This window comes from Amycolatopsis sp. TNS106, assembly GCF_019330265.1.
GTDB lineage: Bacteria > Actinomycetota > Actinomycetes > Mycobacteriales > Pseudonocardiaceae > Amycolatopsis > Amycolatopsis lurida.
Genome location: NZ_CP024972.1, coordinates 2303228 through 2319472 on the forward strand (window position 1 = coordinate 2303228; position 16245 = coordinate 2319472).

The 16245-nt window shown below is 66.6% G+C and carries 18 protein-coding genes and 1 pseudogene; 11 read left to right on the forward strand and 8 right to left on the reverse strand.

Going from position 1 to position 16245, the window contains the following annotated elements; translation table 11 throughout:
* Nucleotides 1-105: 105 nt before the first annotated feature.
* Entirely contained in the window at nucleotides 106-396 is a 291-nt protein-coding gene (locus CVV72_RS10300; RefSeq protein ID WP_219152214.1) for a hypothetical protein, read from the forward strand.
* Between the two features lie 18 nt (nucleotides 397-414).
* Nucleotides 415-1488: a ThiF family adenylyltransferase gene (locus CVV72_RS10305; RefSeq protein WP_219152215.1), complete on the forward strand. Its 1074-nt coding sequence runs from the start codon at nucleotides 415-417 to the stop codon at nucleotides 1486-1488.
* Here the strand turns inward: CVV72_RS10305 and CVV72_RS10310 are convergent.
* Complete coding sequence (locus tag CVV72_RS10310) at nucleotides 1456-3483, reverse strand: tetratricopeptide repeat protein (RefSeq protein ID WP_255632627.1); 2028 nt, start codon at nucleotides 3481-3483, stop codon at nucleotides 1456-1458. The two genes, CVV72_RS10305 and CVV72_RS10310, sit on opposite strands and share 33 nt — an antisense overlap.
* Here CVV72_RS10310 and CVV72_RS10315 point away from each other — a divergent pair.
* On the forward strand, nucleotides 3482-3790 hold the full coding sequence (locus CVV72_RS10315) for a hypothetical protein (RefSeq protein ID WP_219154439.1): 309 nt from the start codon (nucleotides 3482-3484) through the stop codon (nucleotides 3788-3790). The two genes, CVV72_RS10310 and CVV72_RS10315, sit on opposite strands and share 2 nt — an antisense overlap.
* Nucleotides 3791-3916: 126 nt before the next feature.
* Here the strand turns inward: CVV72_RS10315 and CVV72_RS10320 are convergent, their stop codons facing one another.
* Nucleotides 3917-5092 carry a hypothetical protein gene (locus tag CVV72_RS10320; RefSeq protein ID WP_219152217.1) on the reverse strand — a complete coding sequence of 392 codons (1176 nt, stop codon included), beginning with the start codon at nucleotides 5090-5092 and terminating at the stop codon, nucleotides 3917-3919.
* Between the two features lie 613 nt (nucleotides 5093-5705).
* On the opposite strand from CVV72_RS10320, the gene CVV72_RS10325 reads away from it, so the two are divergent.
* Nucleotides 5706-6608: a restriction endonuclease gene (locus CVV72_RS10325; RefSeq protein WP_219152218.1), complete on the forward strand. Its 903-nt coding sequence runs from the start codon at nucleotides 5706-5708 to the stop codon at nucleotides 6606-6608.
* 259 nt (nucleotides 6609-6867) lie between these two features.
* Here the strand turns inward: CVV72_RS10325 and CVV72_RS10330 are convergent, their stop codons facing one another.
* From CVV72_RS10330 to CVV72_RS10340, 3 genes are read right to left on the reverse strand one after another with little or no spacing between them, the layout of a single operon-like run.
* Nucleotides 6868-7179 carry a hypothetical protein gene (locus CVV72_RS10330; RefSeq protein ID WP_219152219.1) on the reverse strand — a complete coding sequence of 104 codons (312 nt, stop codon included), beginning with the start codon at nucleotides 7177-7179 and terminating at the stop codon, nucleotides 6868-6870.
* Between the two features lie 12 nt (nucleotides 7180-7191).
* Nucleotides 7192-7419, reverse strand: coding sequence for a hypothetical protein (locus CVV72_RS10335; RefSeq protein WP_219152220.1), 228 nt, complete (start codon nucleotides 7417-7419; stop codon nucleotides 7192-7194).
* The gene (locus CVV72_RS10340; protein ID WP_219152221.1) at nucleotides 7416-7850 is read right to left on the reverse strand and encodes a hypothetical protein; all 435 of its coding nucleotides are present in this window, start codon (nucleotides 7848-7850) and stop codon (nucleotides 7416-7418) included. Before CVV72_RS10340 ends, CVV72_RS10335 begins: the two co-directional genes overlap by 4 nt.
* Nucleotides 7851-8206: 356 nt before the next feature.
* Here CVV72_RS10340 and CVV72_RS10345 point away from each other — a divergent pair, with 356 nt between their 5' ends.
* Complete coding sequence (locus tag CVV72_RS10345) at nucleotides 8207-9448, forward strand: helix-turn-helix domain-containing protein (protein ID WP_219152222.1); 1242 nt, start codon at nucleotides 8207-8209, stop codon at nucleotides 9446-9448.
* A gap of 118 nt (nucleotides 9449-9566) precedes the next feature.
* Here CVV72_RS10345 and CVV72_RS10350 read toward each other — a convergent pair whose 3' ends face one another.
* The gene (locus CVV72_RS10350; protein ID WP_219152223.1) at nucleotides 9567-10796 is read right to left on the reverse strand and encodes a pentapeptide repeat-containing protein; all 1230 of its coding nucleotides are present in this window, start codon (nucleotides 10794-10796) and stop codon (nucleotides 9567-9569) included.
* Between the two features lie 244 nt (nucleotides 10797-11040).
* Between CVV72_RS10350 and CVV72_RS10355 the strand changes: the two genes are divergently transcribed.
* From CVV72_RS10355 to CVV72_RS10380, 6 genes and pseudogenes are all read left to right on the forward strand, one after another.
* Complete coding sequence (locus CVV72_RS10355; RefSeq protein ID WP_219152224.1) at nucleotides 11041-11586, forward strand: hypothetical protein; 546 nt, start codon at nucleotides 11041-11043, stop codon at nucleotides 11584-11586.
* 439 nt (nucleotides 11587-12025) lie between these two features.
* Nucleotides 12026-12178, forward strand: a pseudogene (locus CVV72_RS41945) (hypothetical protein); the annotation flags it as partial.
* Between the two features lie 347 nt (nucleotides 12179-12525).
* Nucleotides 12526-12915: a recombinase family protein gene (locus CVV72_RS10365; RefSeq protein ID WP_219152225.1), complete on the forward strand. Its 390-nt coding sequence runs from the start codon at nucleotides 12526-12528 to the stop codon at nucleotides 12913-12915.
* Nucleotides 12912-13283: a hypothetical protein gene (locus CVV72_RS10370; RefSeq protein WP_219152226.1), complete on the forward strand. Its 372-nt coding sequence runs from the start codon at nucleotides 12912-12914 to the stop codon at nucleotides 13281-13283. The genes CVV72_RS10365 and CVV72_RS10370 overlap by 4 nt, the downstream gene beginning before the upstream one ends.
* Before the next feature lie 233 nt (nucleotides 13284-13516).
* The gene (locus tag CVV72_RS10375; protein ID WP_219152227.1) at nucleotides 13517-13867 is read left to right on the forward strand and encodes a hypothetical protein; all 351 of its coding nucleotides are present in this window, start codon (nucleotides 13517-13519) and stop codon (nucleotides 13865-13867) included.
* Nucleotides 13868-13945: 78 nt separating this feature from the next.
* Nucleotides 13946-14872, forward strand: coding sequence for an NUDIX hydrolase (locus CVV72_RS10380; protein ID WP_255632628.1), 927 nt, complete (start codon nucleotides 13946-13948; stop codon nucleotides 14870-14872).
* A 266-nt stretch (nucleotides 14873-15138) separates the two neighbouring features.
* Here CVV72_RS10380 and CVV72_RS10385 read toward each other — a convergent pair whose 3' ends face one another.
* Both CVV72_RS10385 and CVV72_RS10390 read right to left on the reverse strand, forming a co-directional pair.
* On the reverse strand, nucleotides 15139-15441 hold the full coding sequence (locus tag CVV72_RS10385; RefSeq protein WP_219152228.1) for a hypothetical protein: 303 nt from the start codon (nucleotides 15439-15441) through the stop codon (nucleotides 15139-15141).
* A gap of 19 nt (nucleotides 15442-15460) precedes the next feature.
* Complete coding sequence (locus CVV72_RS10390; RefSeq protein ID WP_219152229.1) at nucleotides 15461-15925, reverse strand: hypothetical protein; 465 nt, start codon at nucleotides 15923-15925, stop codon at nucleotides 15461-15463.
* Nucleotides 15926-16245: the final 320 nt, after the last annotated feature.

Sequence of the window (16245 nt, forward strand, 5' to 3'; positions counted from 1 at the left end):
TGACCGTGAACTGATGTGCCGACCTGACGCCATTCAGGTGGCGGCGCGTCCCTGTCGGAGCAGCGGATTCCAGTTCACTCGATCGGCCGACAGGAATTTCGTGTCGTGTCAGCACCTCTGTCCTACGTGCCGTCCGGAGTGCCCGTCGATGCTCGGTGGCAGCTCCTCGACCAGGAAGGGGCGGAGACGGAGACCGACACCATGAGCGCTCACAGCCACCACCCGCCGACGGCTGACAGTCCGGTCCTGCCGCGCTGTCTGTGGCCAGCGGCCTCGGCCGGCGGGGTGCACTGGCGCCGCCTCCCCGATCCGCGAAGGGAGGTGGTGGCGGTGATCGAGTTCCGTGACGTTCGGCGCATGACGTTCTGCAGCAACCCGAAGAACGGCACCAACTAGCAGTGAGTGGAGGGCTCCATGTTGCACCCGATGATCAAGTTCGAGCACCGGCCCGTCCGCTACGGCGAGGACCTCATCGTGATCGGTGGCACTGTGCCCGGCATCGGTACCGAGATCGATGATCCGGACGGGTGGGTGTGGGCGTTGCTGGAGTCCCTCGACGGAACCCGCACGGTGGGCCAGATCGTCGCCGACCTGGCCCACCGCTTCCCCACCCACCCCGCGGCCGAAGTCCGCGAAGCCATCACCAGGCTCGACGCCGCCGGATACCTGCACGAGGCCGGGCCCGCTATCCCACCCGGCCGCCACCAGACTGCTTTGGCACTGTGGCGGTGGGTCGACCGGACGCCGGGACGGTCCGCGCACGACGTTCAGATGCTGCTGGCCCAGGCCCGGGTCACCGTGATCGGCGTCGGCGGGGCCGGCGCCACCGCCGCGCTGGCCCTGACCGTGGCCGGGATCGGGCAGATTCACTGCGTGGACGACGACGTGGTCGAGGTGTCCAACCTCAACCGCCAGATCCTCTACACCGAGAACGACCTCGGCCGCCCCAAAGTCGAGGTGGCCGTGCAGCGGCTGCGGGAACACAACAGCGAGGTCCGGGTCACCGGCGCGCGGGAGCGCGTCGACGACACGGCGGCGCTGCGGGCGCTGGCCATCGGGTGCGATGTGCTGGTGCTGGCCGCGGACACGCCCTCGGAGATCCGGTACTGGACCGCCAAGGCGTGCCAAGAGACTGGCACGGGGTGGGTGCACGGCGGGTACGAGGGGCCACGGGTCAGCGTCGGGCTCTACCAGCCCGGCACCGGCCCGTGCCATGACTGCGGGCAGACCGCTCGGCGCCACGCCCAGGCCGCGGGGCCGCCGGTGACGTTCTGGTCCCCCGGCGCCGGGGTCGCCGTGACGCACGCGGCGAACGTGATCACGGCGTGCACGACCGGGCTGCTGGCCGCTCACGCGACGATGAGCCTGATCACCGGCGCTCCGCCGGTCCCGGCCAATGGTGAGTTCGGCTGGAATCTGGTCAGGCTGGACAACAGCCAGCGGCTGGGGCTGGATTCACCCCACCCCGGATGTCCCACCTGCGGCTGAGTCCGGTGGTGCCGCAGCGTCGAGCTCGCGAAGCCGCGGCGCCACCTCGTCCGCGCGCGGGTCGCCGAACTCGACCATGACCGCGTGCGCGGCCCGCAGCGCTTGTGCTGCCTGGTCGTACTGGCCCAGTTCCGTGTGGGCGGCGGCCAGCATCTCCACTGCGCCGAGCGCGAACCGGCTGGTCGTGCCCGAGGCGGAGAACAGTTCCACCGCCTGTTCACCGGTGTCGATCGCAGACTGAAGTTCGCCCAGCTTCCAGCGCGCGACGGCGATCCCGTACAGCGCGTACGCCTCCCCGAGCTTGTCACCAGCCTGACGGCGTAACACCAACTCCCGCTCGGCGTGCTCAAGGGCCTGCTCGTACTGGCCGAGAGCTATCCGGATCTCGCTGAGGTTGCACTCGATCACGGCCTCCTGCCGCGGCTGGCCCGTGGCGCGGCTGATCGGCAACGCCTCCAGGTAATGCTTCAGGGCTTCGGTGTAGCGCTGCTGCGACAACCGGACGAGCCCGAGCCCGCTGACCGCGTTGCAGATCGTCACGGCGTCGTCGAGTTCACGCCCGAGCCGCAGCGCCTGTTCGCAGCGTTCGTAGGCCTCATCCCACGACTCCGCCAGCCGGAGACTGTCCGACAACCGCATCAGCAGCAGCGCCTCGGCCTGCCGGAAACCGCCCGCCCGCGCCGCCGCAACCCCTGCGGTCTCCGCGGCCACACCCGACGGCCACACCGCACGGGGACGCGAGACCACTACGTGATGGACACCGGCCAGCACCACCGCCGCTGCCCACACTCCCTCACGTTCAGCCGTGCATGCCGCCGCTGTCAGCGTCGGCAGCTCGATGTCCAGCCAGGCCAATGCCTCTGCCCGGTCGAACACCGGGACCGGCAGGACCCGCGGCAGCTCTATCTGCGGGCGTGGGTTGTTCGGGTATGCCACCCGGTCAGCGAGATCCGCGGCCTGCGCGTACCAGGTCAGCACCGCCGACACGGCCCGTTCCTGGCTCTCCCCCGGTTCGTCGGACTCGGCCCGGGTGACGGCGTAGGCATGCAGCAGATCGTGCAGCCGGTACCGCCGGAATCCCACCGGCTCCACCAGATGCAGATCCGCCAGGTCCTCCAGCATCCGATAGGCCGGCTTCTCGTCGAGCCCGGTCAGCGCCGCGACCGCCGGCACCCCGAACTCCGGACCGGGATGCAACCCCAACAACCGGAACACACGTGCCTGCTGCGCCGACAAACGCTGATAGGACACGTCGAACACCGACTGCACCGCACTCCGCTCATCGCCCGACACACTCAACCCGGCCACCCGGTCGCGCTCGTTCCCGAGCTCGGCCACCACCCCGGCCACCCCGCCGTACCGAGCCATGGCAGCCCGACAAGCCGCGACCCGCACCGCCAACGGCAGACCACCACACAACGCCACCAGCTCCGCCACCATGGCAGCCTCGGCATCCGCGATGGCCTCACCCACGACACCACGCACCAGCGACACCGCTTCCTGCTCCGGCATCGGCGCCAGAGCGACCGCCACAGCGCCATCGGTCACCCGCAACCCCGGCAGAGCCGCCCGGCTCGTGACCACGACCGCACAACCCGCCGCGCCAGGCAGCAGCGGGCGCACCTGCTCGGCGGACGCGGCGTTGTCCAGCACCACCAGCACCCGCCGATCAGCCAGCAACGACCGATAGAGACCGGCCACGGCATCGTCGTCAGCGGACACCTGCTCCGCCGAGCCGCCCAAGGCCTGGGTGAACCCGGCGAGCGCCACGCCCGGCGACAGCGGCGCGCTCGGACCGTATCCGCGCAGATTCGCGAACAACGTGCCATCCGGGAACCGATCCGCCGCCCGGCGGGCCCAGTGGACCACCAGCGACGTCTTCCCGACCCCGCCCATCCCCTCGACCACAGCCAACGGCCCCGAACCAGCCGTCGGGACAGTCAGCGCCTCGTCGAGCTCGGCCAACTCCTTTACCCGGCCGATGAAATCCCGCATGCCCGCAGGCAACTGGCGTGGCCTCGGCACCAACGATCTTGGTGACACCGTCAGCTGGCCGATTGCCCCAGCCTGGATCACCGCTCCTGTGACGTCGCCCGAAGGCGGGTTCGTGGTCGCTCCAGTGTTCATGAGCTATGCCTCCCACGCCCGCGCAGTGGCCTGCCAGGCGATCGCGGTGACTCCACCCAGTCAGACCAGACAACGACAGACCCTCGAAGCCGGAACCGCTCACCACTCCGGGCTTCCCGCATTCCTCACCGCGAACGATCTCGCCCCAGTCGTCGTGAATGTCACGCTCAGGTGAGCCGGTGTGGTGTCGAACGCAGGGTGTTGACGATGCGGCCGGCGGGGAACCATGTTGCAACCCCAGCAGAGCAGGCCTTCTCCGAACTACGGCAACACAGTCGAACGAGCTGGATCGCCGAGCCGGTCACAGGACAGGCGTTGTTTCATCAGATAGCACGACTGCAGCCCAGGTGCCATCTTCTGCTGGAGGCTGTATGCGCTTCTGCGACCAGCGTGTCCACCTGGTCTGCGGCATTTGCTCATCGGGACCGAGAGGCCGTTCGCGCCAACCTGGCGGCCACTCTCGCGTATCGCCCCAGTTCTTGTTGAAATTGGCGAGAGCGCGCCCATCCTTCAACGTGACGCCACCACGGAACTTAGCGCCGCGGAAGAAGGTGATGCCGCAAAACGTGGCCTCTTTGAAGACTGCCTCGTCAGCGCCAAAGTCGACATTGATAAAGCTTGTGCGCAGGCCGAACCACGCGCCATAGAAATGGGCTGGACCATCCGCGAAGCTGGCATCGGTGAACATCGCGTGCTGGTTGAATCTGACGTGGGCAAAGTTGGCCACGCCCGTGAAGCGGGCACCCCTGAAGTTCGCGGAGGCGACTTCACCCTGTAGCTCGAAGTCGACAAGGGTTGCGCCAGCCAGGTTCAGCGTGATACCTGGCCAGAATGCGGGCTCAGTCGGCGAGGAGAGCCGAGGCCACTCGGTAGACTTGTCCGACGTGTAGAGGTGGGTTGTGAGGATTTGCTGGGCGGTTCGGCGAACCAGTAGCTCCTCCTCCGGGTGATGCCGTGGCGGCAATGGCGTGGATGGCGAGATTCCCGTCCGTGCGCGCGACCGGCGGTGAGGCTGCTGTTTCTTCTCGTTGGGCGGTGAATACGGCAGGCGCAGGTAGGCGCACAGCACATTCACGATCATCTGTCGTTGATTCGGGTTGTCTTGGGCAAGTCGTTCCAGCGCGTACAGCCCTGCTAGACGTACAGGCGCCTTGTCCGAGCCGAGCTGGTCGGCCGCTTTCGTATACAGGTCGGTGATCCGCCGCTCGCGCGCGTCCTCTTCGGTGGCCAGCGCAACTCGTTCCAGGTGAGCTCGGGTGTCAACGGCTTGCTGCTGCTGAAAGGCAAACAGCTGCTCGGAGTGGTGCTGGTCGTGCGCCTTCTGATTGAGCGCGATCTCGCTGATTCGTTGTCTGCGGGCGGTCAGCCATAGGGCAGCAGCGCCGCCGGTGCCAAGGACGACAGTGCCGGCCACCTTGATCGCATCCAGCTGGCCGGCATGCTGCCCGTTGCCAAAAAAGATCAGCAGAGCGACCACAAAAACGACACCGACCACAATTAGTACAAACGCCGCCCACGCGATTGCGCGGTTGGATAGCACTGGATGAGACACCGGCACGCTCGGCGGTTGCGGCGCTGCTTCCGGGTTGACCCTGACGACCGGAGAAGCCTCCCCAGGCTCTCGAGCATGCGATCGTCTCGTCCCTGGCGTCTGCTCAGCGGCCATCGCGCCCCCAGAATTGCTGGTGTCCAGCCTAAGATGGTAGCCGCAGGGCGCCGCCTGGAGTTCATTCACCGACGTGGCCAGCGCGACCGCGGATCTCAACGACCGATAGTCGACGACTGGCTTTGTCAGCAGTCGTATGACCACCCCGCAGCCAGGCCGAAGCCAGGTAGGCCGAGGTGGCTGGTGGTTGACCTGTTCGTCTCCTCGAGCTGCGACAGCTTCTCGTTTGCGCCGGCGAGGCTGACCTCTAGGCCCTCGACTTCGCCGAGCCAGCCTTCGCGTTGTGCTTCGACGAGGTTGTCCCGGATCTCGATCAGCTCGTCGCGTTGAGACGGCTCAGGCCGCAGGAGCGAGCAGCGAACGCAGGCTTCTTTGAACTAACTCTCAGCTATCTGCCGGCGGGGCGTCGTGGGAACCTGTTGCGATGAGCAATGAGATGGACCCGACCGAGTATGAGCTGCTCACAAAGCGGTTGTTTCAGTTGATCACCGACCGCTCGCCCGGGAAGCACGTCAAAATCGAACATAATGTGAAACTGCGCGGGCGAAGCACATCCCACCAGATCGACGTGCTCTGGGAGCTGGAAGCGGCTGACGGCTCGCCGCGACGCATCGTCATCGAGTGCCGCCGGTACGCGCATCCGCTCAAGCAGAAGGACGTGTTCGCCTTTGACGGTGTCGTGCGCGACCTGGACAGCCCGGAGTTGCCGACGACCGGAGTCATGGTCACGACCACCGGCTATCAGTCTGGCGCGCAGTCGGTTGCCGATACCTACGGCGTGGTGATCCTCCATCTGCGCAAGCCGACTCCCGATGACCTCGAAAACCGGCTCACCAAGATCGTGATCACCGCGACCGCGCGGATGCCGACCATCGACGCGGTGAACGTGACCGCTGAAGATGGCTTCATCAGCCCGCCGCCGGGCCCGATCTTGGCATCCGAGTTCGGGTTGCTCCGCGACGACGGAAGCAGGATTCTTCTCCAGGACTTCCTCTGGGCTGGAGAATTGGGCAACCTCGAACAACCTCCGGTGGCACCGCACTCGGTGACACGCCTGTTCAATCCTCCCGTGGTGCTGACGTTGCGAGGTGAGGCTCTCGGTCGCATTACCGGTGTGTCGGCGACCGTCGGCGAGGTGGCTATGGTTCAGGACCCGTTTGCGGTGGGAGGAGCACCGATGGCATGGATGATCGGCAATGTGCTCGACAGCACACAGGTTTGGTTCACTGACACAAGTCGAACCTACGTCTCCGATGATCAGAACGGAGGCGTAGCGCTGGCGGACGACGTACTTCTTGGTCGCCCGACACCGGGCTCAACGTCCTGAATAGGCTGTGGAACACTTGGGATCTCACCAGTGACTCTTGGTCGAACGGACGTAGTGGTCACTACGGCTGACCGGGTGGGCTGGAGTGGAGCGGGCGCGGTCCTGCCGGTGATCTCCGCGAAGGTGGGGGAGGCCGAGATTGATGGTCGAGGCGCGGCGGGCGCGCTCACTGACCCGAGAGCACCGCCGTCACGCGGGATCGGCACACGCAGCTCGAAGCCGGACGTCACCACCATCGATTAGCCGGTCCGCTCGCAGTTCACAATTCGCCGCGGTCAGCGAGGCGTTCCAGCACCGGAGGTGCGAGTTCAGCGGGGGTGAGCCGATACCGGTGCCAGCGATCGCGCGAGCCGGACTTCAGCGAGGCATTGAACCGCAGGCGCCCCCTGCTGTTCGGCGTACCGGCCTGTGCGGCGAAGTCCTCACTCTGCACCAGCCACGCCGCCATCAGGCACACCTCCACGATATCCACCGCGACGAACAACAGATCCAGATCAGGCCGCGGCCGGAACGTCTGCGAGCGGACGAACGCCACGAACGACCCGGCCTGGACCCGCTTGCTGTCCGACATCCTCGACTTGACCTACACGGCCAGCGTGGCCGAGCTACCGCGCCGGTTGAACACCAGGTCCACGCCCTCGTCGTCCACCAGGGATGTGGCCGCGTTCAGCTCGCCACGAGACGCGAGAATGCACGCCGACGCCACCAAATACTCGACGGCCTTCCCCATCCGGCCAGCCGACGGGGACTTGTCCCGATAGTCCTCCTCGGACTCGTCCGCTTCGGTGTTCTCGAGATCCGGCTCGCTCACGCTGCCTCCCCGATGACCGCAGCCCAGCTACCACGCCACCGCTCGACATCAGAGGTGCGCACGCTGTGGTGCTTGCTGTCCGGGTTCCGGGGCCGCGTCCCCACCCGCGCCATGAACGCCGCGTAGCGCTGTTCGACATCGGCACGAAACCAGCCCGCGGGAATCACGTAGAACTCCGGGCGCTCGGGGATGAAGTCCACCAGGACCAACACCTCGGTGTCGTCCAGAAGCGGCCGGGTGCCGTCGGTGACCTGCCACTCCCCTGTCCGCCGTGCGGTCACCTGCGCGAGTTTGCCGTTCAGGCGCAGCCGATACCGACGTGCTTCGGGTTTCACCTCGGCAGGGCATCGGGTCCGGACGATCGCTTCGGCCACCGCCAGGTGAGCGGCGACCGCGTGAACCTGGTCGTTGTTCAACGTGGAGAGATCCACCGATGCTCCTTCGCCGCCTGCCGGGACTGTCGTTCGTGCCCCGATCGTTCCGTCGGAAGGAGACACGGGCTGTGTGGATAGTCGCGAGGCGAGGCGAGTTCGTTCCACTCCAGCAGGAATCGGCTTTCTGACCAGCCGAGCGCGCACTGCAGGATCGGGATCCGGCCGCCGGCGACGCCGCGGCATCACCGGGGTCGCACTCCGTAGGAGCGGGTCTGGCCAGTGGATGCACAGGCCGATGTGCCGTGACAGCGTCGCCGACCAGCCGCGACTACCATCCGGGGATGCCGATCATGTGGTCGCGAATCCACGCTGAACTGGGTATATCACCCACACCGCTGACTCACGGGCTGGTGATGCGAGCGATCGAGGCGGGGCTGGCCGAGTCCGAGGATCTCGACTGGAAACAGGCCCTGCCGCCGGACGTCGACAAGAAGCGGTGGGAGTTCGCCAAGGACGTCGCCGCGATGGCCAACACCCGCGGCGGCCTGATCATCTACGGAGTACGGGAGGACAACGAGCGCGCTGTCGAGCTGACCGGTGTCCCGAACGCCGAACGAGACCGCCAAGCCCTCCGCTCCTACGCCAACGGCCGCATTCGCCCTCTGGTCGACGGTCTCCTGATCGAGGCGCTGGACGACCTCGGCGAGAACGAGCGTCCCGGCCTGATCGCCGTGTTCGTCCCGCCCAGCCCGGACGCACCCCACGTGATCGGCGAGAAGAACGCCCTCGGCGTCCCGTACCGGTACGGGACGGACACGAACTGGATGTCGGAGAACCAGCTCGAACGCGCCTACCGCGACCGCTTCACCCGGCGCGCCGACGACCGGGCAGCGCTGACCGCGCTGACCGACGGCATGGTCCCTGAGATCGACCTTGAGAACGGCGTCTGGGTCACGGTGTCGGCCCGGCCGGTCGCACCGTTGCCGCTCCTGCACACCCGACCGGACCGCGACCACACGACCGCGACGATCCGTGACGCGGACCAGCTGGCATCCGACCTCTTCGGGCACGTACAAGAACGCCTGCCGATACTGAATCACCTTCCCGACAACGCGGTGAACAACCCGAGGACCGGTCTCCGGCGCTGGGTCATCCGGTCGAACCACTTCTCGTCGAACCCCCAGGAGCTCATCGACTGGGGCCTGGTGGAACTCCACCATGACGGCTCGATCGCGGTCGCGATCGGACTGGCCGGATTCACGCACGGCACCGAGATCGCCCGGGGTGACGACGATGTCACGTACGTTCCATACCGGCTCGTCGACGCGGTGATCGCCGACGCGGTCGCTGTGGCCGCCGTTCACGTCCGCCGCCTCGGAGGTGTCGGGACGATCCAGGCCCGTGCCGCGCTGCTGCGAGCCGAGACCACCGGCCGGTTACCGCTGGTGGCGATCGACAACCGGCTGGGCGGCGGACATGCGTTGTCTTCCTTATATCACCAGGTGCAGGGCTCGCGGGCAGTTCACCGGCCCGTCCCAGTGGAGGCCTCCTTCTCTGCCGACGATGACGTCGCAGCACTACGCGGCGCGGCCCGCCAGCTCGCAGACGATCTCGACCAGCAGTTCGGAATTCCTGGCTCGACTATCCCAGTTTGATCCAACTGCACGGATGGTCCGGCGCCTTCAGCCGGCGGACTGGTGAACTGTGGCGTGCAGGTGTCGGACGCGCCATCAGCAGAGGCCCCGACCGCGGTGCGCTCTTCGAGCGCTTGGCTCAGTCGGCTTGGCCTGTCCTAGGTAGGCCGGGAACAAACTCTTCAGGACGAAGAGGCTTGCCTTGCGCGGTTGCGTCATCGAACAGCACGGCACTTCGGTACGTCGCCTCGTCGAACGAGGCGCCGTCGGCGAAGGCGGCGCCACGAAACAAGGCGTCGCCGCCGAAAGTGACCTCATGAAACCAGGCCTTTCCCTCGAACCTCGTCTTGTCGAACTTGGCGACGCCGGTGAACGTCGTCTTGCCGAACCAGGCTCGACCGGTGAAGGTCACGTCGTGAAAGCCGGCGTCGCCGGTGAACGTTGTCGCGTCGAATCCGGCATCATCGGTGAACGTCGTGCCTCGGAACCACGCGTTGCCGACGAAAGTGGCTCCCAGGAAGTTGCATCGCCCGATACGTGTCTCGGTCAACGCGAAATCGATGAGTTGAGCACCGGCGAGGTTGAGAGCGAGCGGGCCCCAGTAGTTGCTGGGGTGTTCTGGTTTGAGGTGGTCGCGAAGCAGGCGTTGGGCGGTGAGCCGGACTTCGCGTTCCTGCGTTCTCGCACGGTAGATATCGCAGGTGGCGTCGTCGTCGCGATCGCTGTCGACCGGAGGGTCGTAGGGCATGCGCAGGTAGGCACAGAGGACGTTGGCAATGGTCTGGCGCTGGGCCTCGTTGTCCTGGGCGAGCCGCTCGAGAGCGTAGAGACCGCTGAGACGGACCGGAGCCTTCTCGGATCCAAGCAATTCGGCGGCCTTGAGGTACAACTCCGTGATCCGCCGTTCGATGGCGTCGGACCGCGAATCCTCCGCGACGTGCTCCTGGTGAGCCTGGGTCACGGCGGCGACTTCTTGCTGGTGGGCGAGGGCGCGTTCGCGGTTGTCAAGATCAGCTTCGGTGGAGTGCTGACGGCGCCACGCGAGGTACAGCGCGACCACACCACCGCTGCCGACACCGATGCTCAACCCGATTTTCAGCGCGTCCAGTCGCGCCTTCACCAGATCCGGTCCGTTCAACCCGGCGGTGGCGGGCCACCAGAGCACGATCACCGAACCCGCGGTCAGAACCGTGATCACCGCCGCGGTCACCCACATCGCCGTCTGAGTCAGTCCGGGAAGGGGCCGCACCGAGACCGGAACGACGCTCGCCCGTAAGGAAAGGTTCGCGGCCGCCGGCCGCGCGTCATCAATCATGCCCAGGATCGTCCCGGAAACCAGCCGAAGCGTTACAGCTCCCCGAATCACCATCCACGACACCCTTATTGTCAGTCGCTCCGGTAACCACGCTGCCAGGCAGTCCAGCCGCTTCCCACCTGCTGAGCTGATGGGAAGGCTGATCGCACGCCCGCCTGACGAGGACGCTCCCGGCGAACTGGGAAGGGGCCCTAGCAACCTCACCAAACCTGTACTCACGACTACAGTAAACTGTAGTCGCAGTTACAGTTTTCCTTCGCTGCGAGCGACGGAACCGATGGCGAAGGTGGTGTTGTCAGTGGCTGCGTGGCGGGCCCCGTTGCGTCAGGCCCTGGCCGAGATCGATCACGAGCGGGCCGAGACGTTGCCCCTGCGGCGGGCCGAAGCTGTGGAGCGGGCAGTCGCGATGGCCGGGCGGGGCGGACGGGCGGCGGTCGCGGAGTTTCTCGGTGTCGGCGTCAACACGATCGACAAAATGTTGCATCTGGCCCGCACCAGCCCTGCGGTCACGGTGCGATCCCTGCCACCGGGCACGTTCCGCCGTCTGCTCGCAGTCGAGGCGTCAGAGGTTGCTCCCTTGGCGCGGTCGCAGTGGGAGGCCTTGGCGTGGCTGATCCGCGGGATCGCGTTCGACGAGACGTGGATCAACGAACCGGGTGTGCTGCTGGCTGACGAGATCGGGGACGCGGAATTGGATGCCGGGTTCGACCCGGCGCGTATCGCGGCGGCCTGCCGGAGCTGGAGCCGTGTCCAGGCCCTCGCCGTAATCGACTGTTGCCTGCGGTCCGACCTCGGCACGCTCCCCACCTCGACCGAACCCGGCGCGACCGACGACAACGACTGATCATCCCGGCCAGCGTCGAGCCATTTTCGGCTCTGCCGCACCTGTTCATGCGTCACGGGCAGCCGTCCGCGACACATTTCGGTCCCACAACCCTAGGAAGGGCATGACCGCTCAGTTCTCGCCGTTCAGGCCACCTATCGACCTGTCCGACCTACCGAACTTCGCGCAAGTATCACATCGCCCCCGGCACACAGTGTTCGTCGGCCGGGTGTCCACTAAGGACAACCAGAACCCCGCGACGTCCATCCCCCGGCAAGTCCTGTACGCCTCCGCGCGTCTGGAGGAAGGCGAAGAGTTCGCCGCTTACTTCTGGGACGTGGAGTCCGGCATGCTCCCGCCGGAGCTGCGTGGCCTGGGTTCGCAGGACATGTACGACGCGCTCGATGTGCCGGTCCCCCGCGACGGCGGCCTGCAGGATCTCGTCGAGCGGGCCGACGAGATGGGCGTGACCCACGTTCTGGCCGAGCGGTCCGACCGCCTCGCCCGCGCCATGCTCACCAGCCTGGTCGTGGAGCACGAGCTCGAACAACGCGGCATCGAGGTGGTATACGCCAACGAGCCGTCGGGCGGAACCGAGTCCGGCAGGCTCCGCACCCGCCGCTACGGGCAGGTGGAGGCGGAGATCTACCGCACGACCATGCTGGAGATGTCGACGGGCGGTCAGGTCCAGCACGCCGTCACGGCTGGAACCACGGCTACCCGCCCTACCCCTACATCGCCGTCATCGACGACACCGCCCCACGCCAGCAGAGCGGACGGTTCGGCGAGGCACGCCCGAAAAAGAAGCTCGCACCCCACCCCGACCCGCGCCGGTTCGCAGCCGCCCGGGAGCTGCATCGCCTACGGCGCGAGGAGTACCTCAAGACGGCGGACATCATCAAAGTCCTGGCGGCGGATCCCGACCGATACCCGATCCCCCGCCGGTGGACCCACAACCTGGTGGAAGGGTTGCTCGCGAACCCGAAACTCGCCGGCTACCAGGTCTACAACCGGAAAGCGACCCGGACCGGCAAGCCCGGTATGTCCCGGCGGAATCCGCTCTCGGAGTGGGTCTGGTCGCCCCGCATTACCCACGAACCTGTCATCAGCCTCGACGAATGGAAGGCCGCGCAGGAAGTCACAGCAGGACTGAAGGCTGGAGCGGCGGAGTACATCTCGCTCCAACAGCTGCGAACAGCCGTCGGCGCGCTGGGGCACACAGTGACGGCGGTCCGCGGCAACGGCACGCACCGGCTCTACCAGATCGGAGACCGGCAGATCGTCTTACCCGCCCCCATCCCGGACCCGATCATCCAGCAGGTTGTCGATGACCTGCGGACGACGCCGTGAGCACGAACCTCGAGTGCCGTGCCCACCGGCACGGCGAGTTATGGGTGGCCAGCCTGGTCCAGCACAACGTGTACGGGTCGGGGCCGACACTGCGGGTGTTGCACGACGACCTCACCCGCGGACTCCGCCTGCTGGGCGTGACCGCCCAAGTCACGATCACCCCGGCAAGCCCGGAGCTCGACCGGCTGCGACGGGCCGAGACCGCCTACGAAACGGCGCTGGCGGACGCCGTCACCGCCTTGACCACGCAAGGCAGCACCGTCCGCGACACCGCTGAGGCGACCGCCGTGTCGATCACCCGGGTGACAGCCCTCCAGGCCAGGCCGCCAGCTCCGCTCACCCGCACCGGCAGGAAGCGGACATCCTGAGACGGATAGGCGACCTGCATCGTCTTCCCGGCTGCTTGAGCGTGGCGCGGCGGCGAGTCGACAGCGAGGTCCTGCGGGGGACCTGGTCCAAGATCTGTACTACGCGGCGGTCGCCGCGGCTCAGCATGGTCGCCGACGGATGCGCAGACTGCCAGCGTCGGAGCATTGGGGGCTGGCTGATTCGCTCACACAGCCTCTGGCACTGACTGGCCACGAGTGCGATGGTGGAGATCATGGCCATGTCCGACGAGCCACCGGCGCTATTCACGCTCCCGTCCACCCGTGACACCGCGCGCGAGCCGCTGGCGCCGTTCCGGCGACGGTTAACTCACCACCGTGCCGGCGCCGCGGTCGACGAGCCGGAGACGCCGGAGGCGTGGGCGGCGGCGCACACAGGTACCCGCGGCCGGGCACCGTCGGGCACCATCCACCTCGTCACCGGCGACTGGCTCCCCGCGTGCGGAGCCGGTTTGAACGGCTGGGACCCCCGCGGCCTGCAACCCACCGACGATGACGTGACCTGCGTCCGCTGCGGCGGCATTGAGCGACGCCGCCGGCCCGACGCGCAACTTGTGCTCTTCTAACCCGTTCCAATCCGCGCGGGGATCTGTCCTGGATCTGACCAGTCGTTGTCCTGGAATGCCACCGGCGGCGATCCGATGATGTCGATCATGACCGTTTCCCCAATCCTGCACCGTGACGCCCAGCTCGTGCCCGACGCCGACTGCTGGGGACACGGCTTCGGCGACCGCGGGTATCCAGCTGAGACACTCGCGGAGATCGCGGACTACATCAGCGGCACAGTCCAGCCTGGATACGGCCCTCGACTGTTCGACACCAGCCCCGGATACCGGCCCGCTGCCACTGACGAACGCGCGATTCTCCCCGCCGGCTTCGACACGTCCCGGCATCCCAACCGCGCAGGCGTCGAACCGACCATGACCGATCCGGAATTCGCGACGTCGTCCCTTTCGCCAGTCCAGCTCGACGACGACCTGCGCCGACACTTCACTGCTCAGGGCTGGATACTGGATCAGCACGGTCGTCCCCTGCACCCCCACCATGACCAACTACTCGCCGATCCCCGCATCGGCCTGCCGACCGGGATCGGGTTCTTCCGCTACTACGGCGACAACCCGGTCGTCGACGTCGTCGTGACGTCGACGACCGGACGCGTTCTGCTCACCACCCGCGCCACCGCCGCGGGGACGATCCCAGCTCTGCCGGGCGGCTATGCGATTCCCGCGGACTTCGGGCGCACGCTGTCACGGTGGCGTGCGGGTGACCGGCTGCCCACGCTCGACGGCCTCATCGCCGCCGGTACGCGAAAACTGGCCGAGGAAACAGGACTGGTGATCTCCGGTGACGTGACTGTCACGATCGTGCGCGCGATTAGGCCGATCTCCTCACCACACACCATCAACGCGTGGACCACGACCTACACACTTCGTGTGGATCTACCCACGTCACCATCTCCGCTGACGACACGCCCTGCGGGCGCCTGGTTCAACGGCGATCAACTCCTCGAGCATGGGCTTCCGGGCCTATGGCCCGATCACCGAGCAGCCATTCGAGCCGCGATCGGCTGATCACGCTCGACTGCCGTCTGCAGGCCGAACGAATGGCGGAGTGCCCCCTCGGAGCTACGGGCGGGTTCTGACACACACCCGACGAGGTGCCGGACGACCAAGGAATTCCGCCGGCCTTGATGAATGCGGTAGATGCGGCCGGTGGGCAGGAGATTGCACTGCTGGACCGTCGTCCGGGGCGCGTTCCGAAGGCGCCGCTGGCCTATGATCCAACCACATACCCGAGCGGCAGAGGGCTGTGATGTCTCCACCGCTCGACCGGTGGTTCACGATCGTCGGATCTGCTCGAGTGCCGCGTCGACACGGCGGACGCGCTCCACGTCGGCCTGCGTCTCCTGATACCGGTAGCACGCCAGGCGAACCCGACCTGGTTCGTTGCGACCCGGACGGAGGCGCCAATTCGCCAGACCGGGGTTGTCGACAATGCACTCGAATTCGGCGGTCGGGTCTGCGGCATACCGGGCGACGGCGTTCCGGACCACCTCGGCGATCGACGGATTGGACAGGTCAGTGAACCCACCGACCTGTTCAAGAAGCTCGACCACGCTCGCGGCGTAGTCGAGGTCCACCTTCCGGCTTCCCTGGTGCCTACGCAATTTCATGAGACTCCTCCGTGCGGGGCGCTCCCGACAGCAGCTGTTCGTATTCGGTCAGCTGTGTCTTCGCGCGAGCGATCTCGGCGTCGTGGGCCTCCAAGACTCGGCGTGCCCAAACGTAGGGATCGTGGGCTGCACGCTCGGCGATCGGGCCGCGCTTCGTCCTCAGTTCTGCCAGGTAGTCACGAAGGTCGAGCACGGTCAACTCCCGCTCACTCATCTCGATCCGACCGCCTTTCCCAAGGTCGCTGACGACCTCCCACCGGCCGGAATCCAGGAGACGGCGCTCGAGCACACTATCCGTGTAGTACGCCAGTGCGTCGCCGATCTGCTGGACAGTGGTTCGGTTGTCGTCGTCCAGCGGGAACGTCGCAACAGGTTCCGGGTGTCCCATCTCGAGATGCGCCGTGCCGACAAGGCCGTATTTGAACCCAATTGGCAAGAATTCTGCGGTCATCGGAGCTTCTTTCCTCGTGTTTCGCGGTGGCGACCGTCTCTTGCTGGACGCACCGATGTCGGTCGGGGGCGGCACCGGGGCAGTTGTGGCCGCGCCAGCTCAGTCGAGCAAGTGCCGTTCTTCTCCGCGAAAAACGATGCGTGGCCGTTCAAACCTCGGTACGGCTCAACACGATTTCGCAACGAATGCGGGAAGCTCATCCGTCACCTCGTTGATGGGGATCCAAGCGTCTGGACCGTCCGGTCCGCTCTGCATGTCAGTACGACTACGGGATCCGAGCCGCTTATATGACTTCGGATGTACCCAAAGGCCGATCCCAC